Source organism: Shouchella hunanensis (genome assembly GCF_028735875.1).
GTDB classification, from domain to species: domain Bacteria; phylum Bacillota; class Bacilli; order Bacillales; family Bacillaceae_D; genus Shouchella; species Shouchella hunanensis.
Genome location: NZ_CP117834.1, coordinates 1,430,973 through 1,457,602 on the forward strand (window position 1 = coordinate 1,430,973; position 26,630 = coordinate 1,457,602).

At 38.5% G+C, this 26,630-nt stretch carries 14 protein-coding genes; 6 read left to right on the plus strand and 8 right to left on the minus strand.

Features of this window, described 5'->3' with window-relative positions; translation table 11 throughout:
• Positions 1-74: 74 nt before the first annotated feature.
• Positions 75-344 (minus strand): 30S ribosomal protein S14, encoded by a 270-nt coding sequence (gene rpsN, locus PQ477_RS07350; protein WP_035393467.1) that lies wholly within the window; start codon positions 342-344, stop codon positions 75-77.
• A gap of 107 nt (positions 345-451) precedes the next feature.
• Positions 452-1,024: a TetR/AcrR family transcriptional regulator gene (locus tag PQ477_RS07355; RefSeq protein WP_038486359.1), complete on the minus strand. Its 573-nt coding sequence runs from the start codon at positions 1,022-1,024 to the stop codon at positions 452-454.
• Between the two features lie 199 nt (positions 1,025-1,223).
• Between PQ477_RS07355 and PQ477_RS07360 the strand changes: the two genes are divergently transcribed.
• The gene (locus PQ477_RS07360) at positions 1,224-3,248 is read left to right on the plus strand and encodes an efflux RND transporter permease subunit (RefSeq protein ID WP_274273553.1); all 2,025 of its coding nucleotides are present in this window, start codon (positions 1,224-1,226) and stop codon (positions 3,246-3,248) included.
• Positions 3,245-5,044, plus strand: a complete 1,800-nt coding sequence (locus PQ477_RS07365; protein WP_274273294.1) for a YhgE/Pip domain-containing protein — start codon at positions 3,245-3,247, stop codon at positions 5,042-5,044. The genes PQ477_RS07360 and PQ477_RS07365 overlap by 4 nt, the downstream gene beginning before the upstream one ends.
• A gap of 53 nt (positions 5,045-5,097) precedes the next feature.
• Here PQ477_RS07365 and mqo read toward each other — a convergent pair whose 3' ends face one another.
• Positions 5,098-6,615 (minus strand): malate dehydrogenase (quinone), encoded by a 1,518-nt coding sequence (gene mqo / locus PQ477_RS07370; protein ID WP_274273295.1) that lies wholly within the window; start codon positions 6,613-6,615, stop codon positions 5,098-5,100.
• A gap of 673 nt (positions 6,616-7,288) precedes the next feature.
• Here mqo and PQ477_RS07375 point away from each other — a divergent pair.
• Positions 7,289-7,843 (plus strand): methyltransferase family protein, encoded by a 555-nt coding sequence (locus PQ477_RS07375; protein ID WP_246117222.1) that lies wholly within the window; start codon positions 7,289-7,291, stop codon positions 7,841-7,843.
• A gap of 20 nt (positions 7,844-7,863) precedes the next feature.
• Positions 7,864-9,375 carry a phytoene desaturase family protein gene (locus PQ477_RS07380; protein ID WP_274273296.1) on the plus strand — a complete coding sequence of 504 codons (1,512 nt, stop codon included), beginning with the start codon at positions 7,864-7,866 and terminating at the stop codon, positions 9,373-9,375.
• 209 nt (positions 9,376-9,584) lie between these two features.
• Here PQ477_RS07380 and PQ477_RS07385 read toward each other — a convergent pair whose 3' ends face one another.
• The 4 genes from PQ477_RS07385 to PQ477_RS07400 form a co-directional block, all read right to left on the minus strand.
• On the minus strand, positions 9,585-10,631 hold the full coding sequence (locus PQ477_RS07385; RefSeq protein ID WP_274273297.1) for a YdcF family protein: 1,047 nt from the start codon (positions 10,629-10,631) through the stop codon (positions 9,585-9,587).
• A gap of 45 nt (positions 10,632-10,676) precedes the next feature.
• Positions 10,677-11,615: a homocysteine S-methyltransferase gene (gene mmuM / locus PQ477_RS07390; RefSeq protein WP_274273298.1), complete on the minus strand. Its 939-nt coding sequence runs from the start codon at positions 11,613-11,615 to the stop codon at positions 10,677-10,679.
• 274 nt (positions 11,616-11,889) lie between these two features.
• Positions 11,890-12,474 carry a class D sortase gene (locus PQ477_RS07395; protein ID WP_274273299.1) on the minus strand — a complete coding sequence of 195 codons (585 nt, stop codon included), beginning with the start codon at positions 12,472-12,474 and terminating at the stop codon, positions 11,890-11,892.
• Between the two features lie 63 nt (positions 12,475-12,537).
• Entirely contained in the window at positions 12,538-21,063 is an 8,526-nt protein-coding gene (locus tag PQ477_RS07400; protein WP_274273300.1) for a DUF7507 domain-containing protein, read from the minus strand.
• 729 nt (positions 21,064-21,792) lie between these two features.
• On the opposite strand from PQ477_RS07400, the gene PQ477_RS07405 reads away from it, so the two are divergent.
• Complete coding sequence (locus PQ477_RS07405) at positions 21,793-23,904, plus strand: alpha-amylase family glycosyl hydrolase (RefSeq protein WP_274273301.1); 2,112 nt, start codon at positions 21,793-21,795, stop codon at positions 23,902-23,904.
• Positions 23,905-24,413: 509 nt separating this feature from the next.
• Here PQ477_RS07405 and PQ477_RS07410 read toward each other — a convergent pair.
• Positions 24,414-25,283, minus strand: a complete 870-nt coding sequence (locus PQ477_RS07410; RefSeq protein ID WP_274273302.1) for a LysR family transcriptional regulator — start codon at positions 25,281-25,283, stop codon at positions 24,414-24,416.
• Positions 25,284-25,385: 102 nt separating this feature from the next.
• On the opposite strand from PQ477_RS07410, the gene PQ477_RS07415 reads away from it, so the two are divergent.
• Positions 25,386-26,567: an MFS transporter gene (locus PQ477_RS07415; protein WP_060705570.1), complete on the plus strand. Its 1,182-nt coding sequence runs from the start codon at positions 25,386-25,388 to the stop codon at positions 26,565-26,567.
• Positions 26,568-26,630: the final 63 nt, after the last annotated feature.

Below are 26,630 nucleotides of genomic sequence, written 5' to 3' on the forward strand. Positions count from 1 at the left end.
AAAGCATAATTGGGCTAGCGCAGTATTTGGATTGCTTAGTTAGGAATGATTACGATTTACATTATAAAAAAATTTTACCAACTTGCTTTTTTCACACCAGGAATTTGACCTTTATGCGCTAGTTCGCGGAAAGCAATACGTGATAATTCAAAATCCCGGAGTACACCTCTTGGTCTTCCAGTCACGCGACAGCGTCTCGTTAACCGTGCTGGAGAAGAATCTCTTGGTAATTTTGCTAGCGCAATATAGTCTCCTTTTTCCTTTAATTCTTTCCGTTTCTGAGCATATTGTTCAACAAGTGCTTGACGTTTCATTTCCTTTGCAACTTTTGATTTCTTAGCCATTTCTTTTACACCTCTTTCTTATAAATCGTAATGATTACGAATTATAGCAGTGTTTTTCTTTTTTGACAACCCTAAAGAGCCAGATACAATGACCTGGCTTATCGTACTTATTTTTTTCGAAACCCTGACAAACCAAAGTTAATAAATTGATGAATTAGCCGCGCCATCTCTTGAGGCGATTCTTTCTTCCCATTCACTAGCCAACTTTCAATTGTATCGACTCCTCCGCTTACAACCAAAAGCGGTATGTATTCGGATAGATCATCACCTAATTGATGTTCTTCCATCCATTTTTTCATAATAAACTCTTGAATAATTCCTATCACTCGTTTTTTAAAGGACGTATCGCCGTTATCACTTAAAAGAATTTGGCATTGCTCACTCCGCTCTGCAACATATTCTAATATTTTGGTCGACATTTGCAAGACTTCATCCTGTTTTTTATAGTTATATTGATTGAGCGTGGCATACATATCATCAAAAAGCTCTTTTCCAATTTTATCGAGTAGATCATGGGCGTCAATATAGTGGCTATAAAATGTTGAACGGTTAATATTAGCCATTTCACATAATTCTTTTACGGTTACAGATGAAATCGGCTTCTCCTTAAGCAACTTCATTAAAGCCTCTTTTAATACCATTCTCGTAAACTGTTTTCTGCGGTCAATTTTTTCTGACAACGTATTCACAACCTTTTCACAAATTTATCCGACATTTTCTATTGATCTGTTGTTCTGCTAACACATTTTATCCAACTGTTTGTTGTATAGACAACACCGTGTAGATATAATGTTAAAAGAATTTACGATATTGTCAACATAGGGTGGGGGAAATGGATTGCTTGTTGAAAGAATTATAAAACATAAGAAATCTGTTGTGATGGTTTTTGCTGCGTTAACACTGTTAGCAATCATTGGACAATTTTTTGTTTCAACCAATTACAATATGGTTGATTATCTACCTGATGATGCTCCCTCTACGAATGCGCTAGAGGTAATGGAAAATGAATTTACAGCATCTATTCCAAACACGAATGTACTAGTAAAAGACGTCAGTATACAGGAAGCACTGTCGTATAAACATGAGTTAGAAAACATGAATGGAGTCGAGGAAGTTCTTTGGCTTGATGACCTTGTTGATTTACAAATTCCACTTGAGATGGTTGACAGGACGACGCTTGAATCGTATTACAAAGACGGTAATGCCTTGTTTTCTTTAACCATTACAACCGGAGAAGAAGTGGAAGCAACAGATGCTATCTACGAACTTATTGGTGAGGATAACGCGATTGCTGGTGAGGCTGTCAATAATGCCACGTCTCAAAACATGGCGGTATCAGAAACCATCTATGCAGCTGCATTACTTGTCCCGGTTATTATCATTATTTTAGTTCTGTCGACTAATTCTTGGGCAGAACCCCTCTTTTTTCTTACTGCCATCGGAGTTTCTGTTTTAATTAACCTAGGTTCCAACATCTTTCTTGGAGAAGTTTCGTTTGTTACACAATCTGTTGCACCGATTTTGCAGCTTGCCGTTTCCCTTGATTATGCCATCTTTTTGCTACATAGCTTTAATGATGAATTAGCCAAAGGGAAGAAGCCTGAACAAGCAATGGCCGCTGCTATGAGAAATTCATTTCCTGTTATTTTCGTAAGTGCGGTTACGACGTTCTTTGGCTTTATGGCTCTAATGTTCATGAACTTTGAGATTGGCGCAGACTTGGGCTTAAACTTAGTTAAAGGAATTGTCTTTAGCTTCATCTCTGTTGTTGTCTTCCTACCTGCTCTTACGTTGTTTTTATACAAATGGATTGAAAAGACGCGCCACAAATCTCTTGTGCCTAGTTTTAAAGGGGTTGGAGCGAAATTACTGAAATTACGTTATCCAGCGCTTATCCTTGTCTTTTTGTTAATTGTTCCAAGCTTTATTGCTCAAGGGAGTACCTCTTTTATTTATGGGCTAGGTGATTTACCTGACACAACTCGTGCAGGTGCAGATGCAGCATTGATTGAAGAGACATTTGGTGAATCAACACCACTTGTTGTTCTTGTGCCTAATGATGATATTGCAAAAGAAGCAGAATTGGTAAGTCAGCTTGAAGAGCTCGCTTATGTTGATTCTGTCATGTCTTATACGAACGTTGTCGGTACAGGGATCCCTGCTGAATTTCTGGATGATTCGATTATCAGTGAATTTCAATCAGAACAGTTCAGTCGAATTATGGTTTTTACAGATGCAGGCGTTGAGGGCGATATTCCGTTTAGCTTAGTTGAAGACGTACGTGCATTAAGTGAATCGTATTACGGAGATACTGCCTACACCCTTGGGGAAAGCGTGACACTTTATGATATGAAAGAGACTGTCACCGTTGATAATCAAGTTGTTAATACCATAACGGTGGTAACGATCGCCCTTGTGTTAATGATCACATTTAGGTCGATCTCCATTCCTATTATTCTGCTTGTTACGATCCAATCAGCTGTATGGATTAATTTAGCGATTCCCTATATGACAAATGATTCGCTCGTATTTGTTGGCTATTTAGTTGTTAGTACGGTGCAATTAGCCGCAACCATTGATTACGGTATTCTCCTTATGGAAACGTACAAACACCATCGTCAAAAAATGCCAGCATACCCTGCAATGAAAAAAGCCCTTGATGAGAAACTATTTTCCATCATTATCTCAGCAGCGATTCTTTCAAGTGTTGGTCTTATTCTATGGATTACATCTACGAATCCAACGGTTTCTTCTATTGGATTATTGTTAGGTCGAGGTGCCATTTTAGCCTTTATCCTTGTTGTTGTCCTGTTACCGGCACTATTGCTTGTTGGTGATAAACTCGTGAAAAAGACGACGTATCGATCAAATTTCTATGAACAAGAGGAGGAGACGGAACGATGAGAAAAAGATGGACGATTGCCACTGCTGTATGTGTTCTTGTGTTTACATCCCATTCTTACGTTTCAGCAAATACAGAAGCAGAAACAGGGACGATTGAAAGCAAAGATGAAGTTGTCTATGCGAATCTATTTGCTAATGGTGGGATCCAGGAACTCTACATCGTCAATGCGCTAACAGTTACTGAAGAGGGGCTGATTTCTGATTATGGCCAGTACGATACCATCACGAATTTGACGGATTTGTCAGCAATTGAACAAAAGGATGAAGAAATTACATTAAACGCGCCTGTCGGGACCTTTCACTACCAAGGCAATATTCAAAAGGATCCCCAGCTACCCTGGGATATAGAGATTCGCTATCTATTGGATGGCGACCAACTAGACGCTGAGGACATCGTTGGGGAAAGCGGAACATTTGAGCTTGAAATAGACATTTCGCAAAACGATACGATGGATGAAGCATTTTTTGACCATTACCTCCTACAGGTATCGGTTCCACTCAATAGCGATCTTTTTACAGCGATTGATGCACCAGACGCAACTATTGCCAATGCAGGTAAGAATAAGCAGCTTGCGTTCACCGTAATGCCAGAAGAAGGAGCCGAACTCCGTCTTTCTGCTGAAGCATCTGCTATTGAACTTGAAAGTATTGAGATTTCAGCATTACCTTCTTCATTTGCCATTGATATGCCGGATACGGAAGAGCTAACAGGTGAATTTGATTCCTTAACTGGAGCGATTGGTGAGCTTGCTAACGGTGTCGGTGGCCTTAAAAACGGCATTCAAGAATTATCCTCCGGTTTAACGGAGCTGGGAAAAGGTTCTGCACAGTTTCAAACTGGTCTTACCGACCTGTCTTCAAGTGGGAGTGACCTCGTTACGGCTTCCAGTCAGCTACAAGCTGGTTTAAATGAAGTGAATACCGCATTAAACGGAGCAGAAGATGACCTTAGCTTTGATATGGGTACAGAATTAACAAGCGGCCTAGATGAACTTGTTGCAGGCTTACGCGAGCTGGCAGGAGGGCTAGATACACTCGGTGCCCATCATCAACAAGGCTATCAGGCACTTGAAGAAGCCATGAATCAACTTCCAGCAGCTACACTATCAGAAGAAGCAATCGGCAAGCTATATGAAACAACAGAAGATCGTGAAACCCTTGATGTTTTAGTGGATTCTTACACTGCTGCGCAAACGGTTAAAGGTACGTTTGATGCAGTTAAAGAAGCGTTTACCTCTGTCCAACCGGCGTTACAAGAAATGAGTACTTCCGTCACAGACATGGCTGATGGGTTACATACAATGTCCCAATCCTTGTCTGCAGTCGCCGACTCGTTTGATGCAGATGCTGGCTTAGGTGAATTGACGAACGGCATTTCCCAGCTCGCCAGTCAATATAGCCAGTTTCATGAAGGTCTCGCTTCTTATACTGGCGGCGTATCTAAAGTAGCAAATGAATACAACCAAATCCATCAAGGGATTCAAGAGTCTGCTACTGGTTCAGCACAGTTAGTAGATGGCGGCGCGTCCCTACAGGCAGGAATGAATGAACTGCATGATGCTACTGCAGAAATACCGGAACAGATGCAGCAAGAAATCGATGACATGATCGCCCAATATGACAAATCAGATTTTGAACCTCGATCGTTTGTTCACGAGAACAACGACGACCAAGTCGAGAATGTCCAATTTGTTATTCACACCGAGCCTTTAACAAAAGAGGAACCCTCTCCTGAAGTGGAGGAGGAAGAAGAGCCTAACATCTGGCAACGTTTTTTAAACCTTTTCCGCTTTTAAAAGGTACACAAAAAGAATCCTTACACCTTGAACAGTGTAAGGATTGTTTTTATTTAAGCTAAATGTTCCTGAGAAGGTACGTACGACTCTTCAAGCTGTAAATCTCGTGCAGTCGATGCCTGAATTTCTTTAAATAAACTTGGATGGCTCATTAATAATTTTCCATAAGAAGGAACCATCTCTTTGATTTTCGCCTTCCATCCATCTATTTCTGATGGAAAACATTTTTCTAAGATTTCAAGCATCACATGGACTGCTGTCGATGCACCTGGTGAAGCACCAAGTAATGCGGCAACGGAACCATCATCTGCCGTGACCACTTCTGTTCCAAACTGAAGGGTTCCTCTTCCGCCTGCTTCCGTATCTTTTATAACCTGCACACGCTGACCAGCAACGATGATCTCCCAGTCTTCACTTTTCGCATTCGGAATAAATTCCTTTAATTCTTCCATTCGCTTCTCATTTGATAACATGACTTGTTGAATTAAATAGCGGGTTAACCCTAATTCTTTAAACCCTGCTCCCAGCATGGTAAAGAGATTATTAGGCTTAACAGAACCAATCAAATCAAAGTATGATCCGGTCTTAAGAAATTTAGGAGAAAATCCAGCAAACGGACCAAATAATAACGATTTCTTATTATCAATATACCGTGTATCTAAATGCGGAACCGACATTGGTGGAGCTCCTACTTTTGCTTTTCCATATACTTTCGCATGATGCTGCTCTACGATTTCAGGGTTGTTACAGACGAGAAATAATCCGCTTACAGGAAATCCACCAATTCGACGTGATTCAGGTATTCCTGTCTTCTGTAATAACGGCAAACTACCTCCACCAGCACCAATAAAGACGAACTTAGCTGAATGATTTTCCGTTTCTCCAGTATTGATATTTTGAACTTTCACTTTCCAAGAGCCATCGCCTGCTTTCTTCAAATCTTTTACACTATGCTCATAATGAACAGCGACGTTCTCATTTTCTAAATGGGTAAATAACTTACGTGTTAGCGAGCCAAAATTCACATCTGTACCTGTGTCGATTTTTGTTGCGGCAATAGGTCCATCCGTTTCTTCACGGCCTTCCATTACAAGAGGCATCCATTCTTTTAACACTTCAGGGTCATCACTAAACGCCATTCCTTCGAAAAGAGGGTTGTCTGATAACGCTTCCATACGTTTTTTTAAAAATAAGCCATTCTTTTCACCTTGAACCATACTAATATGTGGAATGGGCATAATAAACTCTTTAGGATTTTCAATTAGCTTTTTTCTTACAAGATAAGACCAAAATTGTCGTGAGAGTTGAAAATGCTCGTTCACCTTTACAGCCTTGCTTATATCAAGTGATCCGTCCGGCTTTTCCGACGTATAGTTTAATTCGCACAGTGCTGCATGACCTGTACCAGCGTTATTCCATTCATTCGAGCTTTCTTCCCCTGCACTTTTTAACTTTTCGAAAACCGTTACTTTCCAGTCTGGTGCTAACTCTTTTAATAACGTACCTAGCGTCGCGCTCATCACTCCAGCGCCAATTAAAATAACGTCTGACTTAGTTTCTCTATAGCTCATTTCGCTCATCCTTATGTCCATTAGTCATTAGAAAAACCTCTATTATCTAATAATAAACTATTTCTGACAGATAAAAAAGGTGTGAACTACCCAAAGATTGTTTTTTCTCAGAAAAACCCGAAATAACGGCGATTTTCTCTGTTTTCTTAGTATTCCACATCTTATTTGAATATACACATCATAGTGCTTTTCACTACCATTTGGCAAGTGAAAGTTAAACACTGCCTTTTTTCTGTAAAGGTCCTACAATGATGCTTCCCTTCTAGTTTATGTCTCTTTGCTTATCCATATTAAAGTGAATTATGAGAATAACCCTTTGACGACTTTGAAGAAAAACCCATATAATGAAATCATTCCAAATTTGTACACGAAGGGTTGAATCAATGAAGAAATTACTTTTTTCTTTTTCTGCCGGGTTGCTTACTTCTATTACTGTTTTTTCTCTAATCCGCTATTTTTTCTAAAGTCGATTAAAGAGAATAGGAAGCTGCGAATGAATACTGGTTGTCTTGTTTTAACGTACTAAGAGAAAAAAGACCCAGACTTTCGTAACTGAATAAACGTTGATAAAAAAACTTGTACTTTTTTTCTGTACAAGTTTTTTTATATGTGGTTTTATTTTGTGCCGTTTGTACATACGTATAACGTAGGACAGGGAGGTGAGGCATTGTCAGTGGTTGACGGTCTTTTCTTTTTTTTGACGGTAATGTGGGTGTCTGAATTTCTTTTTTTTCGAGGAAAATCAAAGCAAGAGCCTGGTGATTTGAAGGAAAACAAAAGCTTTCATTCGATCTTGGCGTGCACGGTTCTTAGTATTACGAGCTGTGTTCTTTTACATCAAATCGGTTGGACCCTGTTCGATCTTTCGATTCTTTCAAGCTTAGGCGTCGTTCTATATAGCCTTGGTATCGGCTTGCGGTATTGGTCCATGTTTGTCTTAAGGGATCACTTTTCAAGACATGTTCATGTAACAGCAACAATGGAATTAGTTAGCCATGGTCCTTACCGTCTTATGCGCCATCCGCTATACACAGGCTTATTTCTTTGCGTTCTAGGCATCTCCATTTATCTTGGGACTATCATTGGGATCCTCCTTTCCGTTGTCATTATGGCACATGTACTCAAGAAACGAATGGTAATAGAAGAAAAAATGCTTACAGCAACACTGCCCAAACAGTATGAGGAATGGAAACAAAAACGCTGGATTTTGCTTCCTTGGGTCTATTAATAGAAAAAGGTGTGTGAGATATGACGAAAAAACGAATTGTGATCGTAGGCGGTGGCTTAGGAGGGTTATCGGCGGCAATTAGTTTAGCTTCACAAGGACACGATGTAACAGTGCTTGAAAAAAACGAACGTATAGGCGGCAAATGTAATATTCGCAGCGGTGAGGGCTATCAGTTTGACACTGGTCCATCAATCTTAACGATGCCTTGGGTGTTAGAAGCATTATTTAACCGAGCGGGACGTGACGTTCATGACTATATGGAGATTGAACGAGTTGAACCTCAATGGCGCACCTTTTTTGAAGACGGTGTATCGATTGATTTAAAAGGCGACTTACCTGACATGCTTGATGAAATAAAAAAAGTTGCACCTGATGATGCCGCCCCTTTTATGAATTACTTAAACTACAGTGCACAAATGTATGAGCTGTGCATGAAAAGCTTTTACAACAAAAGCATATCGGGTCTAAGTGAACTTCGTAAGCTTCATTCATTACGAGAGCTTATGGCATTTGATCCGATGAAGACACTAAACGAAGGTACAGAACGGTACATTAAAGACCCGCATATTAAACAGTTTATTAATTTTCTCGTCATGTACGTTGGTTCGTCTCCTTATCAAGCACCAGCTGTCTTGTCTCAGCTTGCATATGTTCAGTTCGGTCTTGGTAATTTCTATGTAAAAGGTGGCATGTACAACATTGTACGGGGAATGGAGCAATTGCTAACAGAACTAAACGTAACAATTCGTACAGAAACGCCGGTAAAAGGAATTATTCAAGTCGATTCCGTTGCAAAAGGGGTGCGCTTAGAGTGTGGGGAAGAAGTACATGCCGACATCGTCGTGTCAAATCTCGAAGCGATTCCAACCTATCGTCAATTGTTAAAGGAGCATCCACAACATAAGACACAGGCAAAGAAGCTAGAAAAGTTCGAACCTAGTGTGTCTGGACTTGTTCTCTTGCTCGGGCTAAGACGAGAATACCCACAACTCGCCCATCATAATTTTTTCTTTTCAAAAGATCCAGAAGAAGAATTCAAACAAATTTTTGAAGAAAAACGCCCAGCTGACGATCCCACTGTTTATATTGGCATTTCGTCTAAATCAGATCCTAGTCAAGCGCCAGAAGGGAAAGAGAATCATTTTGTTCTGACTCATGTGCCACCACTTAAAGAAGGCGAGACATGGGAAAAATATAAAACGAGCTATCGAGAAACGGTTATTAGCAAATTAGAGCGGAATGGATTAACAACAATAAGAGATGATATTGAGTTTGAAATGACCTTTACACCAGATGATCTACAGTCTCTGTACGGGGCTAATGGAGGATCCATTTACGGTGTCGTTGCAGATAAAAAGAAAAATGGCGGGTTTAAAATTCCTAGCAAAAGTGAGCTCATTTCTCAACTCTATTTTGTCGGTGGTTCCACCCATCCAGGTGGAGGTGTCCCAATGGTTACCCTCTCAGGTCAGCTTACGGCAGACTTAATTGCAGAAGAGCTAACCATTCAGCAAAAACCAGCTGTGCGATGACAAAGTAAAAAGGCTATTTGCAAGTAAAAGCTGCAATGAGAGGCTGGGACAAAAGGTTCTTAGTCGATGAAAAAGCCGAACTATTGTCTGAAATGCCCTAAAGGCATGCAGTTATAGTTCGGCTTTATGTTTTAAGATAAGTTAATATACATATCTTTATTCGGCAATAGATAGGCTTAAGTTAGTTATGTCCCAGCCTCTTTCCTTTTTTATTGATAATCAATAAACAAATAACTAAAGACAGACAGACATAGAGATAGAAGGAGAATACTAGCAATAACGATCATATGTCGTTTTCGCTGGAGTGCTACAATCGCAATATATTCTCGCACCATCGCATTTGGCCAGTAATAAAGAGCTGTTTTACTACCAATTCCTTGACTCTTTAAGCCTGCTTTTCTCGCATACAGACCTGCTCGAAAGAGATGGAAGTTATTCGTGGTAAATATGCTTTCGTAGTTGCCGTCAGGTCGTAGCTGATCCATCAATGCTTTTGAAAATGCCATATTTTGATACGTATTCAGTGATTGCTTTTCTTGAAGCGTATCCTCGGCAGGAATACCATGTTGTATCGCATATTCTTCCATTGCTTCGGCTTCAGATCGATTCTCATCTGATCCTTGTCCACCTGAAAAAATAATCTTAGGCGGGGTCGTTACCTTCTTCTGTTTATAATAAAAGCCCATCGCTTTGTTGATTCTACTTGCCAATAGTGGTGGTACATCATCGTTTATTAATCCACTCCCCAATACGATAATAAAATCTTGGTTATGTTTTGGTCGATTAAATTGATACAAAACGTAAGCCGTAAAAAAGTTCAAGAGATGAATAAAAAAATAAAAAGCTATGATATAAACACTACTAAACAAAGGTCGAAAATGAACAGAAACGTATTGAGAAAGATCCAGTCCATTTAGAAGAAACAAAAGAATGAATCCAAGACCAGTGAGCATTGTTAGTGAATTAGCAAGCTTCTTCCCCTCTCGCTGCATAAGTAGCTTAGCATTATATAAAAGACCTCCCACCAAAGCGACACTACCAAAAGGAATCAAAATGACTAGCGCAACAACCGGGAATAAAATGAGATACTCTGAATACGGATAGTCCGTCCGCAATACTAGCACGAAGCAAAACAATAAAAAAGAAACAATACACGCATTAAACAAGAAACCATTGATCATTCTTCTAGGGTCTCTTCTATATGAAAACATAAACAGAAGAAACATAATGGCTGAAAACCCGCCTATCCAGAGCATATAAGCACCTCCTACTCGGTTTAATACGTACCTTAGCGATCGTACTTATTTATGACGCGCCCAATCGGCAATTGCCTCAATATCTTCAGGCTTTGTCCTACAACAACCACCTATTATCCTAGCTCCTGCTTCATACCAGCTTTTCGCACTAGTAGAAAATGGTTGACTAGAGAGGACTTCGTTCCATTGCTTACTCGATGCATCATAGGCTTCACCTGAATTCGGATAAACGATGATTGGTTTAGCCGTTTTACTCTTTATTTCTTTAATCAGTGAATGAATAAAAGTCGGCGCAGAACAGTTTATACCAATTGCTGCTACTTGCTCCTCCTTTGCTAGCCACCTTGCACAATCTGCCATTTTTTCTCCACTACTAATATGAACTCCGTCTTGTGCACTAAAACTAACCCACGTATAAATGTGAGGAAATTCCTTTAATACCCTTATTAGAGCCTTCGCTTCTTTCAGACATGGAATCGTCTCACAAGCTAAAATTTCAGCACCAGCTTCAATGAACATACGAATCCGCTCTCTGTGAAACGAAACGAATTGATCTTCGCTTACTTGATAATCACCTCGATATTCAGAGCCATCTGCTAAAAACGCACCGTAAGGACCTACTGATGCAGCCACTATAGGTTTAGGTCTTCCATATCGATTCTCTTCATCGCTCCAAAAGTCATCACGGGCTTTAACCGCAATGTGAACAGATTCTTTAAGTAAACGAATTGCCTCAACTTCACTTAAGCCCCTATCCTTATATCCCTCTACTGTAGCTTGATAGCTAGCGGTAATGGCACAATCTGCACCCGCAGCAAAATAATTTGTATGTATTTGCTTAATTAAAGTAGGCTCCTCCATTAACACTTTTGCGGACCATAATGGATCGTTTAAATGACACCCGTGGGTTTCAAGTTCCGTCGCCAAAGCACCATCTAAAATCATCATTGGAAAGTGAGTTAGAATTTTTTCGATTGGATTCATGTGATATCCTTCCTCTCTAATTAGATTGTTCTTGGCACTACGTATGTTTCTTTAACTGGTTGTTGAACTATGTTATTCCGAGTGAACGTTTTACAATTTTTCTAACCGCTTACTTCAAATCAGAAATTATGCTTGTATCGATCAAGAAGCGGTTTTCAGAAATGCCTTTTCTTATCTGTATTAGAATGTTAGGGACTAACATACTCAATTCTTATTATAAATATTCCCATCAATAAAAGAGGTTTATCATTCTAATACATTTTTTAAATTGTTCTTATATTGGCTCAGCATAAATAAAATATCGTTCTTCAGGTCTTGTGAGTGAAAAAAACGGGTAACAAGTCATCAACACAAGTGTTTCTTTTTCTTTATCTCCTACACGCCAAGTCTCCGATTCATGACCAATTTCAGCAAAATCGACTTTATAATCGTATTGACCATATGGAGTACTAACCGTAATTAAATCACCTTTTAAGACATTACCAACATTTAAAAAAGCAGAGTCATTATGACCCGCCAAAAAAACCTGTTCCCCGTCTCCAGGAAATCCAGTTGTAGGATCGTGTCCTACACCATGACGAAGGTGTTCTAGCTCCGAACCATGTACAATTGGCATCGATAAATCAATAGATGGGATTTCAATTTTTCCATATGGTTGCCCTAATTCAATTGAAAAATCAGTTCTTTTCATTAATAAATTTTCATTTAAAGTTGAACTGTAACCGAATTTAGCTAGGTAATCCTCGGTAGCCTCTATTTGATAATTACTTCCATAATAAAAATCCAGTAACAAATATCCGACATAGAGAAGGCAGCTTAACCCTAAAATTAAAAACCCATTTCCAACCCATCGAATCATACAAAACACTCCTAAAAAGAGTATAAAAGAATGCCACTTAGATAAGTCTAAGTGGCCTGTTCATTATACCGTATTCCTTTTTCTCTTTCTATTCATCCGATGAATAGAAATACCAATTGCAAGTAATACAAGTCCTGCTAGCGCAATAACATATAGATTATTCGCTGTTTGTACTAACGTATCTTTTCCATATGGCTTGTCTCTTCCCGTATCTTGAGGAGGTGTCGGTCCGTTCGGGTATTCACTATCTTTTATTCCTTCCTCTGGTGTTTTTGGGTCATCTGTTGAGCCATTATTTGGATCAGTTGGACTTGGTTTTTCATCTAATTGAATTAGAATCGAATCAACATCGTCGTCTTTTACTATCTTTCCGTCTGGAGTGTGTCCCAATACAAAAGCAATATTGTCTAGTGTTTTCTGATTTAAGTCAGCTTCTGTTACCACATAAATGACAGACCCAGTCGTTGTCTCTCCTGGTGCAAGCGTTGTTGTTTCAAGCTCAATCGCCTCACCAAGCATCGGATCATTCACGTTTACATCTTCTAACGTTACATTCCCTGTGTTCTTAACAGTGAATGTATAAATGACTTCGTCACTTGCTTGACTAATCGTTTCCTTATCACTCGTTTTTGTTAATTTGATGCTTCCAGCTGCATCTTCATAAACCGTCACATCGTCTTCGTCACTTACTTCTTCATTAGAAGGAGATAAGCCAATAACGGTTGCTTCATTGTACACTTCACCACGATTAACATCGGCTTGAGTAATCATGTAGGTAGCCGTTGCGAGTAGAACATCTCCTGGCGCAAGTGTTAAGAATTCTACATGTTCAAGTAATTTTCCATTGATGGATACATACTCAATATCACTCAGGTTTTCTAATTCATCTGTCAAAATGACATTAGTTAAGGTTACGTTGCCTGTATTTTCAACAGTGAACGTATACTCAATATCTTCTCCAACTATTAAATTGTGACGATTGGCTTCTTTTGTTAAATCAATTGACAGGTTCTTTTCGACTGGAACTTCATTATCATCGGTATCTTTAACAGTGGTTCCATCTGGTGCTCCCCCTGTTGTTGCTGCTACATTAGTCAAGATTCCATTGTCTAGATCGGCTTGGGTTACCACATAAACGATAGACACAGTTATTGTCTCTCCTGGTGCTAATATGGTTGTCTCAAGTTCAATCTCCCCACCAAGCATTGGATCATTCACATTTACATCTGTTAATGTCACATTGCCTGTGTTTTCAACAGTGAATGTATAAGTAACTTCGTCACCAGCTTGACTAATCGTTTCTTTATCACTCGTTTTTGTTAATACGATGCTTCCAGCTGCATCTTCATAAATCGTGACCTCATCTTTGTCTGTTACACGTTCGCCAAGGTTTGACTCACCCACAATCGTTGCTTCATTGTACACTTCACCACGATCGATGTCCGCTTGGGTAATCGTGTAAATGGCTTCAGCAACTAGGACGCTTCCTGGTTCAAGGGTTATGGAATCTGTGTTCTCGATTACTTCACCATTGATAGTCATGTATTGAATATTGCTCAGGTTCTTCAGCTCATCCGTTAGCAATACATCAAACAACGTCACATTCCCTACGTTTTGTGCAGTGAATGTGTAAACGATGTCTTCACCTACCACTAAATGATCACGATCTGCCGCTTTGATTAAGCCAATCGCTGGCGTTTGTTTCGTCGGAACCGTGTCTTCGCCTTCATTTTCGACTGGAGATCCATCCGGACCATTTCCTGTCACTGTTGCGATGTTTACGATGCTTTCATTATTCAAGTCTTCTTGCTTGACTGTATAGCTAGCTGTTCCAATTGTTTTTTCACCCGGTGCTAAAGTTGTTGCTTCGAGCTCAATCGCTCCACCAAGCATTGGATCGTCCACACTTACATTCGCTATCGTCACATTGCCCGTGTTTTCCACTTCAAATGTGTACATAACAACGTCACCAACCGCTTGTACTATTTCGAGATCACTTGTTTTAGTAAGTAAGAGATCTGGCGCCAACGCTTGTTCAATGGCCACGTCATCTTCGTCACTTACTTCTTCATTTGAAGGTGATAAGCCGATAACAGTTGCTTCATTGTACACTTCACCACGATCAACATCGACTTGGGTAATTGTGTAGGTGGCCGTTGCGAGTAGAACATCTCCTGGCGCAAGTGTTAAGAATTCTACATGTTCAAGTACTTCTCCATTAATGGAAACGTACTCAATATCACTCAGGTTTTTTAATTCGTCTGTCAAAACGACATTAGTCAAGGTTACATTTCCTGTATTTTCAACAGTAAATGTATACTCGATGTCTTCTCCAACCACTAAATTATCACGATTTGCTTCTTTTGATAGATTAATGGAAGGGTTTTGTTCAACAGGAACAACGTCTTCGTCTTCATCTTCTACAGTATTACTTCCAGGTGTTGTACCAATGGTGCTAGCATTATTTACTACCTCACCATGATTTACATCGGCTTGGGTAACTTTATATACTGCGGTACCAAGTGTCTTCTCTCCTGGCGCAAGCTTCGTATTTTCAAGCACAATTGCCCCACCTAGCATTGGATCCATTACTTGTACATCTTCTAACGTTACATTACCAGTATTTTCAACTTCAAATGTATACATAATTTCAGTACCAGCTTCATTCACAAGATCAAGGTCACTTGATTTTATTAATTTAATTTCTGGTTCTGGATCCTGAGCAACAGTCACTTCATCTTCATCTGTCACTTCTTCATTCAAAGGGGATTTCCCTACGGCTTTTGCAGTATTCATTAGTTCCCCACGATCAACATCGGCTTGGGTAATTGTGTAAGTAGCTAATGCTTCTAATACGTCACCTGGCTGAAGCGTTATAGGAGCGTTTCCAATGATGATCGTGCCATTAATCAATGTATAGCGAATGTTACTTATGTTTTCAAGCTCATCTGTAATTGACAGATCACTTAATGTCACATTCCCAACATTTTCTACAGTAAAAGAATAAACAATTCTTTCTCCAGCTACAAGATTATCGCGATCTGCTGTTTTTGTCAGCTCGATTGCTGGCGATTGCTCTGTTGGAATAGTGTCCCCGTCTTCATTTTCTACTGGAGTTCCATCTGGACTTTCTCCTGTCACTGTTGCGATGTTTACAATGCTTTCACTATCTAAGTCTTCTTGAGTCACTATATAGCTAGCCATTCCAATTGTTTTTTCTCCTGGCGCTAGCGTTGTTGATTCAAGTTTAACCGTTTCACCAAGCATTGGATCATCAACGCTTACATTCGTTAACGTCACATTCCCCTCATTCTGCACTTCAAATGTGTACGTAATAACTTGACCAACCGCTTTTACCATGTCAAGATCACTTGTCTTTGTAAGTGAGAGACCTGGGGCTAATGCTTCTTCAACGGTTACGTCGTCTTTATCACTAATTTCTTCATTTAAAGGAGATAGGCCTATAACGATTGCTTCGTTGTGTACTTCACCACGATCGACATCTGCTTGAGTAATCGTATAGGTTGCCGTTGCCATAAGAACATCTCCTGGCGTAAGCGAAAGAGACTCTAAGTTTTCAAATGCTTCTCCATTAATGGATACATATTCAATGTCACTAAGGTTTTCTAGTTCATCCGTTAAAGCAACATCAGTCAACGTTACATTTCCTGTATTTTCAACAATGAATGTATACTCGATGTCTTCTCCAACCACTAAATTGTCTCGATTGGCTTCTTTTAATAAATGGATGGCTGGGTTCTGTTCAACTGGAGTATCATTATCATCAGTATCTTTTACAATAGTTCCATCAGGTGTTTCCCCTGTTGCAGCTGCTACATTTGTTAAAATCCCATTATCTAAATTAGCTTGAGTTACCACATAAACGACCTTTCCTGTCGTTACTTCTCCTGGTGCGAGCGCCCTCGTCTCAAGTTCAATCACTCCACCAAGCATTGGATCATCCACGCTCACATCTGTTAGCGTCACATTCCCTGTGTTTTCAACAGTAAAGGTATAAATAACTTCGTCTCCAGCTTGGCTAATGGTTTCCCTATCACTTGTCTTAGTTAATGTGATGCTTCCATTTGGATCTTCATAAATCGTAACCTCATCCGTGTCTATTACGAGCTCACCAAGGTTTGACTCACCCTCAACTGTTGCTTCATTGTACACTTCACCACGATCGACGTCCGCTTGCGTAATCGTGTAAGTCGCTTCCGCAACCAATACGCTTCCTGGTTCAAGGGTAATAGAATCCGTATTCTCAATCACTTCTCCATTAATGGTTAAATATTGGATTTCACTCAGGTTTTTAAGCTCATCCGTAAATGACACATCAAACAGCGTCACATTCCCTGTGTTTTGTGCAGTTAAGGTATAAACGACCTCTTCGCCTGCTACTAAATCATTACGATCTGAAGCTTTGATTAAGCCAATCGACGGTGATTGTTCTGTTGAAACAATTTCTTCGTCTTCATTTTCAATTGGAGATCCATCTGGACTTTCTCCTGTCACTGTTGCAATGTTTACGACGCTTTCATTATTTAAATCTTCTTGCGTCACAATATAGCTAGACGTTCCAATTGTTTTTTCTCCTGGTGCTAGCGTTGTTGATTCAAGTTCAATGGCTCCACCAAGCATTGGATCGTCCACACTAACATCGGTTATTGTCACATTTCCCGTGTTTTCCACTTCAAATGAGTAAATAATTTCGTCTCCGACTTGTTTCACCGATTCGACATCACTTGTTTTTATAAGGGTTAATAACGGATTCATTCGTTCATTTTCTTTCGCCATTTTCGTAATAGTTGTTTGCTCTTCTTCTATTGAAAAGTAGAGAGGCTCATCGTCTAATATATACGACTTAGGTGCTTCTATTTCAACAAACCGATAGTCACCTTCCTCCAGATCCTCAATCAATAAAGTCCCTGCATCATTCGTAACAAACCCACTACCTACTTCTATCCACTGTCCGTCAACGTCACGCTCCAATATAAAGGTAGCACCGCTTAATACGTTCTTCGTATCAGTATCAAGTTTCGTCAGTTCAACATGGCGTGTAATCTTTTCATTTGCTATTGTAACGGTATTCATTCCGTTAATATTTACGGGTTGAGTATCCGTAATTCCTACGACATAACCGTCTGGAGCATTGTCTTCACGAAGCTCATAATTACCGTATAATAAGCGATTGAATGTCACTTCTCCATCTTTATTAGTTTGCTGAGTACTAATAACTATCCCAGAATCCGCATCCCTCAATGAGAACGTCGCACCCTCAAGCGTTTCATTGGTATTAGCGTCTACTTTAATGACAGTAAGTGCGCCCAACTCTCCTGAACCTTCTCCCACACCTTGGGTTCGTGCTACTCTAACCGATTTAGTAGAAGTCCATTGATTCTCTTCAATCGATTCACCATTAAATGAGACGTCGTTTGATATCGTCTCCCCCACCATTGCTTGTATAAATGACTGGTATTCTAGTACATATGGACGATCAATTTCATTGTTAAATGTTAGCTCAAATCCATTTTCTTTGAATTCAAGGTTATAATCTTCTCCTAATACCAATAGATCGCCTTTAGTAATGTTGCCAGTGGCTTCTACCGTTGTTTCATAGAGAACAAACGAATCTTCTAATAACAACTGGTTTTCTGTTAACTGATCAATGACTCGCGCATTTTCTACCTTTGCTTGAGCGTAGTTAACCCCAACTTGCCAGTTGATAAACCGACCACTTTGTTGGCCTTGCTTGTTTGTATAACTTCCTCCGTGCGGAATAGAAACAGAAGCTTTTAATTCAAACGCATCTTGCCCATCATCAGAGAAAACCGCCTCATTAACATAATTTGCTTGAACAAAGCTTAATCCATTTAAGCTTGTTTTGTAAGTCACTAAGTATGCTGTATCAATCGGTTCATTAAAAGTGATTGTAAATTGATTTGACTCATCTTCATTTGAAACAAGTTCAATCCCATACTTATCCGAATCAACAAGCGTTCCTTTTTCAAACGCATTTTCTCCACTATTAAGAGTCATTTCATAGATTTGAATTGTATCACTAAGTAACTGTTGATTTCCTAGAATCGTATCCTCAATAATTAGTTGATTAATAGGTTTAAGGTTGTAGTTAACCCCAATATTCCAAGTAATTTCTTTATCGATCGCGTTGTAAGAACCGCCTTTAAATCCATTTGCTCTCGTATAAGAACCAGGTGTAAATTGATCGGTGACGATTTGCTCCTGTTGGTTATCAGCGTCACCTGGAGCCGTCCATAACAACTGCGCTTCATTTTTGAAATACGTCAGTTCTTTGCTTTCCCGCTGTTCATAATCAAATTCAGTCTTATACGTAATCAGCACTTCTTCTTCAATGGTACGCAAAAATTCTATATTAAATTGTTCTTGGTTCTCAAAATCATTTGGTTCATTTGTGTTAAAGCGATAATCTTCATCAACTTGCCATGTTTGACCACCTGATGTTATTGATATTGATTCAAAATCCAGTTTTAATCCACTATTAGTAAACACATCTTTTAAAATAACATTTTCCATTTCAAATCCGTCAGTATTAAAGCGGACCTGCCAGTTGACCGTTTTTTCTTTATAATTGACATTACCGTGTGATTTTGAAAGCACGTATTGGCCAATTCCTTGCCTATCACCAGCACTTCGATCTACTGTTGTTACCGTATTAGAAATCGTTTCTTCATTACGGACACGATCTTTCGCCTCTGTCTTATATGTTATTTTATAAGCGGCGTCAATGTCCTGTAAAAACTCTAATCGAAATCCACTTTCATCTGATGATGGTTTCAAGTCAAAATAATCAACCTCATCTTCTCCTGTTTCATTACCGTTTTCATCTATTGTGATGCGCTGCACTACTACCGATTCAGCAATAATTCGATGAGTTTCAGTAAATGAATCTTCGATAAACGCATTTTCTTGTGCAATACTTCGTTCGTCATAATTGTATTGAACTTCCCATTCAATTGTTTGACTTGGTCCATCGTATTGAACAACACGTTTATCTAGTGGCGTCCCTCGACCAACAGCAACAGATGCTGATGCGTGTCCCACCTCTGTTCCACTCGACAGTAACATTGCTTTATTTTCAAACGTCGCTTTTTCATCGTCAGTTAACGTTGTCGTAAAAACAAGACGATAAGCTCTATTAATCTCTTCATTAAACTCGATTGAGAAACTTGGATCGCCAGAAAAAGTATACTCACTAGACGGTACTTCTTCCCCTAAAGAAGATGTTCCATTAAACTGCATATCTAGATAGTATAACTTGATTGAACCATCCACTAAGCTTTGGCCTTCTTGAATTGGATCGCTCAAAACTGCTTGTGCGACAGTGTCTAACGATTTATTAAAATCGACTGTCCAATCAATTGTTTCTGCATTATAAACTCTATTTGGTTCCCCTCGTTTTTCAATTGATTGTCCTGATGGCCTAAAATCTATTGGAATGGTCATTGAGTCTTTCCCCTCAATTGGTGTGACCGTAATGGTTTTTCCTTCCTCTATAATGAGGTCCTCACGAAATTCAGTCCATAAACCAACCGTTCCGTTGATGTTTGAATACTCTTCAATGAAAGAAGTAAATTCAATCGTTGCTTCTCCTGCTTTGTTAACAGAAAAGTAACCAATGATATCTCCCTCGAAACGCATTTCTAATCGATCAACTTCATCGTACACATGAAACTGTTCAGGGATCATAAACTCAAACATTGCGCCTTCTGTATAGCCATGACCATTTGGCAATGCCCACGTATAGTTAATACGAATATCTGCGTTTAATCCAGGGGTATCTATTTTATTACCACCTTCGTCTTCAAACCAAATATCATAACCAGTAAGAATGTTTTCATTAATGGCTGTATTAACTGATGTACTAGATTTTGATTCTTCTGTTGCTTCTTCTTCTACATTATCTGCTTCTTCTGTTGCTTCTTCTTCTACACTATCTGTTTCTTCTGTTGCTTCTTTTTCTACACTATCTGTTTCTTCTGTTGCTTCTTCTTCTACACTATCTGTTTCTTCTGTTGCTTCTTTTTCTACACTATCTGTTTCTTCTGTTGCTTCTTCTACACTATCTGTTTCTTCTTCTAAATCTTCAAAAGCAATTTTCAAGTCCTGTGAACCGTGAGCATGCGCAAACACTAGATTAATAGAATTAGTATTTGCAAGTACTTCTTGGTTCCATCTTGCGGGGACACTAATGTCACCATTCAATTCTCTCAAATCTTCAGTAAGCACTATCTTGAGTTGACTATCACTAATTTCATATGTTCCAATTTCTTCTTGTTTCTCATTCAGAAGAATTTCATTTAAATTGTCTGTTCTAACTTCTTCAGGAATCGAAATGTTAATTTCATCAACTTCACTATATTTAAACCCAATGTTCAAATAAAAATTATCTTCTTTACTGACTACACCCCCACCATACGGATTTCCATTTTCATCTTGCAAGGAGATGCCAATTCGATTTTCATCTCCTTCAATTGCTAATGCGACATTTGTTCCAATTGGTTGGAAAATAAAAACAAAAATAAGCAGCCACACAAGAAATTTTTTCAATTTTTTTCCTCCTTTTATATGATTATCGAATTGTCATTATTCAAATTATGTAAAAAAATAGAGAATGATGACGCATTCACTTTCATCATATATTAGAAAGAAAAAAAGAGCTATATTTAACTATAGATAAGATGACTTATTTATATTCGTAGATAACTTTTAATATTTAGTCTGGTGGTAAAATGATAGACAGCAAAAAAAATAAAATGTTATGATGATTCATTCATTTCAAGAAAAATGTATAAAGCTTATACAGCTGTTGGCTAAAGAATCATTTTTTGCTTTTCTTCGGGTAACGCTTGTCTTCACTATCACGATGGTCTATATGAAAAGGAATGCTTAAAATGATTGGTGTAAAGCAATGAAAAAAGTATTCTTTATTTGTTGAGCGTTCAAATCAACTTTATTTTTGTTGCGCTCGTCTATCGGAATGTCCAGTATGCCTTTTATGATGATGCATTCAGTGATCAGTATGAAAGATAAACAATTCTACGCAAACATTTGCTTCGAATGTGATAACATCATGCACAACAATTTTGACTATAACGGTCCTAATGACCTATTTACGAACACAGTGTCCATAAGATATTAATAAATGAACAGCATATTTTCACCAATTTAAGGGCAATGCTTTTGGTTTTTTACAAACAACCCCGTCTTTTATCTTAAAAGGCGGGGTTGTTTTATTTTATATACGTTTTATCACAATTTGTTGAAGGAGGAATAGAGTTGAACGATTTAAATGATTTTTTGAAAACGATTTCATTAAGCTTTATCTTTTTCTTGCTTCTTTCTTTACCTACTGTTGCGGAGGCTGACGTAACAAACAAAGTCAATTACTCAAAAGATGTGATTTACCAGGTTGTTACCGATCGATTCTCTGACGGGAATCCTGGCAACAATCCTTCAGGCGCTATCTTTAGTCAAAACTGTATAGATCTCCATAAGTATTGTGGTGGGGACTGGCAAGGGATTATAGACAAAATCAATGACGGTTACTTAACTGATTTAGGCATTACGGCACTATGGATTTCTCAGCCGGTCGAAAATGTTTACGCCTTACACCCAAGCGGCTATACCTCCTACCATGGATATTGGGCTCGAGATTACAAAAAGACAAACCCTTACTATGGGAATTTTGATGACTTTGATCGTTTAATGAGTACCGCACATAGCAATGGGATAAAGGTAATCATGGATTTCACGCCAAATCATTCATCACCGGCACTTGAAACGAACCCTAACTATGTTGAAAATGGGGCGATATATGATAATGGCGCATTATTAGGCAACTATTCAAATGATCAACAGAACCTCTTTCACCACAATGGCGGAACAGATTTCTCTTCATATGAAGATAGCATTTACAGAAACTTATATGATCTGGCAGACTATGATTTAAACAACACAGTCATGGATCAATATTTAAAAGAGTCGATTAAGTTTTGGTTAGATAAAGGGATTGATGGCATTCGAGTAGATGCCGTTAAGCATATGTCAGAAGGGTGGCAAACCTCTTTAATGAGCGAAATCTATTCGCATAAACCTGTTTTCACATTTGGAGAATGGTTTTTAGGATCAGGAGAAGTTGATCCCCAAAACCATCACTTCGCTAATGAAAGTGGTATGAGTTTATTAGATTTCCAATTCGGTCAAACCATTCGAAACGTCTTAAAAGATCGCACAAGCAACTGGTATGATTTTCATGACATGATAAAAAGTACTGAAAAAGAGTATAACGAGGTCATTGATCAAGTAACCTTTATTGATAATCACGACATGAGTCGTTTTTCGGTAGGATCATCTTCAAACCGTCAGACAGATATGGCACTAGCTGTCTTGCTTACTTCTCGTGGTGTACCGACAATTTACTACGGGACAGAGCAGTATGTAACAGGTGGCAACGACCCTGAAAATCGCAAACCATTGAAAACATTTGATCGGTCTACCAACTCCTATCAAATCATCAGTAAACTTGCTTCACTACGCCAAACAAATTCCGCCTTAGGCTATGGCACTACAACTGAACGTTGGCTGAACGAAGACATTTATATTTTTGAAAGAAAGTTTGGCACTAGTATTGTATTAACTGCTGTCAATAGCAGTAATAGTAACCAGACGATCACTAATTTAAACACCTCTTTACCTCAAGGGAACTATACAGATGAACTACAGCAACGTTTAGATGGAAACACGATTACTGTTAACGCCAATGGCGCCATAAATTCCTTTCCATTACGAGCAAATAGCGTAGCGGTTTGGCAAGTAAGCAACCCCTCTACGTCTCCTCTAATCGGCCAAGTAGGTCCTATGATGGGTAAGGCCGGGAATACCATAACAGTAAGCGGTGAAGGATTTGGTGATGAGAGAGGGAGCGTACTCTTTGATTCAACCTCTTCTGAAATTATTTCTTGGTCAAATACAGAAATAAGCGTAAAGGTGCCTAATGTAGCAGGCGGTTATTATGATTTATCCGTCGTAACTGCAGCAAACATAAAAAGCCCTGCTTACAAAGAGTTTGAAGTATTGTCAGGCAATCAAGTCAGTGTTCGCTTTGGTGTTAACAATGCCACAACGAGCCCAGGAACCAATTTATATATCGTTGGGAATGTGAGCGAGCTGGGGAATTGGGATGCTGATAAAGCAATTGGACCTATGTTTAACCAAGTGATGTACCAATACCCAACGTGGTACTATGATATTAGCGTTCCTGCTGAAAAAAACCTTGAATACAAATACATTAAAAAAGATCAGAACGGTAACGTTGTCTGGCAAAGTGGCAATAATCGAACCTATACGTCACCTACTACCGGAACAGATACGGTTATGATTAATTGGTAACGAAAGAGTAGATCCCCCCCCATTTTCTACTATTGAAAATGGGGGTGATTGATAGAGAAAATCCTATAAAACTTCCCCTTTCTAATCAACCATTTTATTGAGTTGCGTAGATGTTATAAAAAGTTCATTTTGCCAAAACCAATGAAGGAAAATAATAGTACGTTACAATAATAAGTAGCAATTAGAGACTCTCATAAAAGAGGCTGGGACATAACTAAAAGTAGTATTTGAAAAGACGAATAGTCTAAAATATGCTGAGTAGCACCGCTACAGGAGAATCCTTCGCTCATTTTCATATAAAACAAACGACGAACGTTCCTATTTTCAGGAATGTTCGTCATTTTGGTCTATCTACTTTTGTCCCAGCCTCTTTTAAAGATTGTTATTAACTAATAATGGTTCAATTATGCGATAAAGATCGCACGTTCATTTTTGTTCAATTTTATATGATTAAATGCAAATTATATAGTCAGCCGAATCAGATTGCTAATACTTCAGGGTATAGTTACTTAGTTAAAAACACCTTTTGCTACCTGAAGAAATTCTTTTACAGCAGGAGAAGCATTCACTATAGATTGACAAGCAAGTGCCACTTCACGACTGTTTTCAATGTTCAACTTACTTATTTTTATGTTTTGTTGCGTCTTCAAAAATAACTCTGGACCAATAGTCACTCCGAGTCCTTCTTGCACCATGTTGGCAATTGTTGTACAATCGTGCACTTCAAAACGAATAGAAGGTCTCAAATTCGCTTCATGGAATAACTCATTCACATGTGATTGATACATTCCAGTAGGCATAATAAACGGTTCATCAATTAAATCTTCCATACTAACTATTTCTTTAGAATGAAATCTGTGCTTTGTATTATAAGCCACTACCATATTATCCTTTATCAAAGGAATTAAATCAAAATTGGACTCAACTGTTCTTTTCACAACAAAACCTATATCAACAATCCCCGACTTTAGCCACTCTGTAATTTCTTCATAGCTTCCTTCAAACAATTTAAATTCTATTTTGGGATGTCTCTTTTGAAATGTTGCTAGCAATTTGGGTAATAGACAAGACGAGGCGCTTGCAAATGTACCGATACGAATGACCCCAACTTCTAAATTTGTCGCTAACGCAATTTCTTGATTGATGCTTTCCATTCTTTTAAGTACTTCTCTAATGTGTGGTAAAACTTTTTGACCTATTTCTGTAAGTGATATTCCTTTTTTACGATCTCGAATCAGTAAAGAAACTCCAAATTCAGCTTCTAAACTAGCCACAGCATGACTTACTGCCGATTGGGTCATATTTAATTTTTCAGCTGTTGCGGTAAAGCTTCCTAACTCCACTACATTTGTAATTATTTCAAAACGAACAATACTCATGAGTGATTACTCATCTCCATTATTAAAAACATCAATTTTACTTATGTTAACACAGCTCTTAAAATAAAAACAATGTTTGAAATTTGAAGGAGACAAAGAAAAATGAACACTAAATTAAGTCAGCTTACTATTATTTTCTTGGCTTTAGGAGCTTTTGTAACAGGTACATCAGAGTTTGTTGTTTCTGGAATATTAGAATTAATCTCCCTTGAAATGGGTGTTTCAGTTTCTATTGCCGGTCAGCTAATTACAATTTATTCTCTATCCTATGCTTTTGGTGCATTATTTTTGGTCATGTTAACTTCTACATTTGATCGTAAGAAAATACTTTTATATGCCATCTTTACTTTTATAGTTGGGAATTTTATCGCGTTTTTAAGCCATAATTTTATCATGCTACTGTTATCTAGGATTATTATGGGCATGAGTGGAGGACTTTATATTGTTGTCGCAACAAATTATGCTGCACAATTGGTATCCCCTAAAAGAAAGGGTAGCGCTATAGCAACAGTTATTACAGGCTTCACTGTTTCATTAGTTCTTGGAGTACCAATCGGAACATTTTTAGCCGGCTATTTTGATTGGCATTATATCTTTCTTATTATTGCATTTGCTACAATTCTCTTATTAATGGGGCTGTATAAACTATTACCATCAATAAAAGGAAATCAAGCTTTATCATTAAAACAACAAGTAAAGATTATTAAAGATAGGCGAGTCCTAACTGGTTTAATGACAACTATAACGTGGATTTTAGGCTATACACTAGTATTTGCATATGTTGCTCCTTTGTTAAGTAGCACCGCCAATCTTTCAATAGAAATGACAAGTATTGCATTGTTTGTATTAGGGACATTTGCATTTATTGGCTCGCGCTTTGGAGGTTACGCTGTCGATAGATGGGGGCCAAATCACACAATAACGGTTAGTCTAATTGTTCATATCGTTGCTTTATTTATATTGACATTTACGCAGCACTCTACCATAGGCGTATTTATCACATTTGCAGTTTGGGGGATAGCAACCTGGACAACAACACCAGCAAATCAATATTATTTAGTGTCACTAAAACCACAGTCCTCTGAGACAGTTTTGAGTTTTAATACAGCATTAATGAATATTGGAATGATGATGGGCTCTGCACTTGGTGGCGTTATTATTACGTATATAAACATTACTAATTTAAGTTGGATTGCAGGGCTATTTGTTTTTACTTCCCTTATTTTTATTAAGTACTCATTCTATCTAGATAAAAACATAACAAATAAACCCACGACTAGTTAAAGGGAATCTAAGGAGGATTCAGTTTTAATATAAACACCTAAACATCCTGACGTTTCAAAAGAG

Excerpts from the sequence above, each read along its gene's own strand:
- rpsN (WP_035393467.1), bottom strand. The coding sequence starts at position 344 with ATGGCTAAGAAATCAAAAGTTGCAAAGGAAATGAAACGTCAAGCACTT.
- PQ477_RS07360 (WP_274273553.1), top strand. The coding sequence starts at position 1,224 with ATGGTTTTTGCTGCGTTAACACTGTTAGCAATCATTGGACAATTTTTT.
- PQ477_RS07365 (WP_274273294.1), top strand. The coding sequence starts at position 3,245 with ATGAGAAAAAGATGGACGATTGCCACTGCTGTATGTGTTCTTGTGTTT.
- mqo (WP_274273295.1), bottom strand. The coding sequence starts at position 6,615 with ATGAGCTATAGAGAAACTAAGTCAGACGTTATTTTAATTGGCGCTGGA.
- PQ477_RS07380 (WP_274273296.1), top strand. The coding sequence starts at position 7,864 with ATGACGAAAAAACGAATTGTGATCGTAGGCGGTGGCTTAGGAGGGTTA.
- PQ477_RS07385 (WP_274273297.1), bottom strand. The coding sequence starts at position 10,631 with ATGCTCTGGATAGGCGGGTTTTCAGCCATTATGTTTCTTCTGTTTATG.
- mmuM (WP_274273298.1), bottom strand. The coding sequence starts at position 11,615 with ATGAATCCAATCGAAAAAATTCTAACTCACTTTCCAATGATGATTTTA.
- PQ477_RS07395 (WP_274273299.1), bottom strand. The coding sequence starts at position 12,474 with ATGATTCGATGGGTTGGAAATGGGTTTTTAATTTTAGGGTTAAGCTGC.
- PQ477_RS07410 (WP_274273302.1), bottom strand. The coding sequence starts at position 25,283 with ATGAGTATTGTTCGTTTTGAAATAATTACAAATGTAGTGGAGTTAGGA.
- PQ477_RS07415 (WP_060705570.1), top strand. The coding sequence starts at position 25,386 with ATGAACACTAAATTAAGTCAGCTTACTATTATTTTCTTGGCTTTAGGA.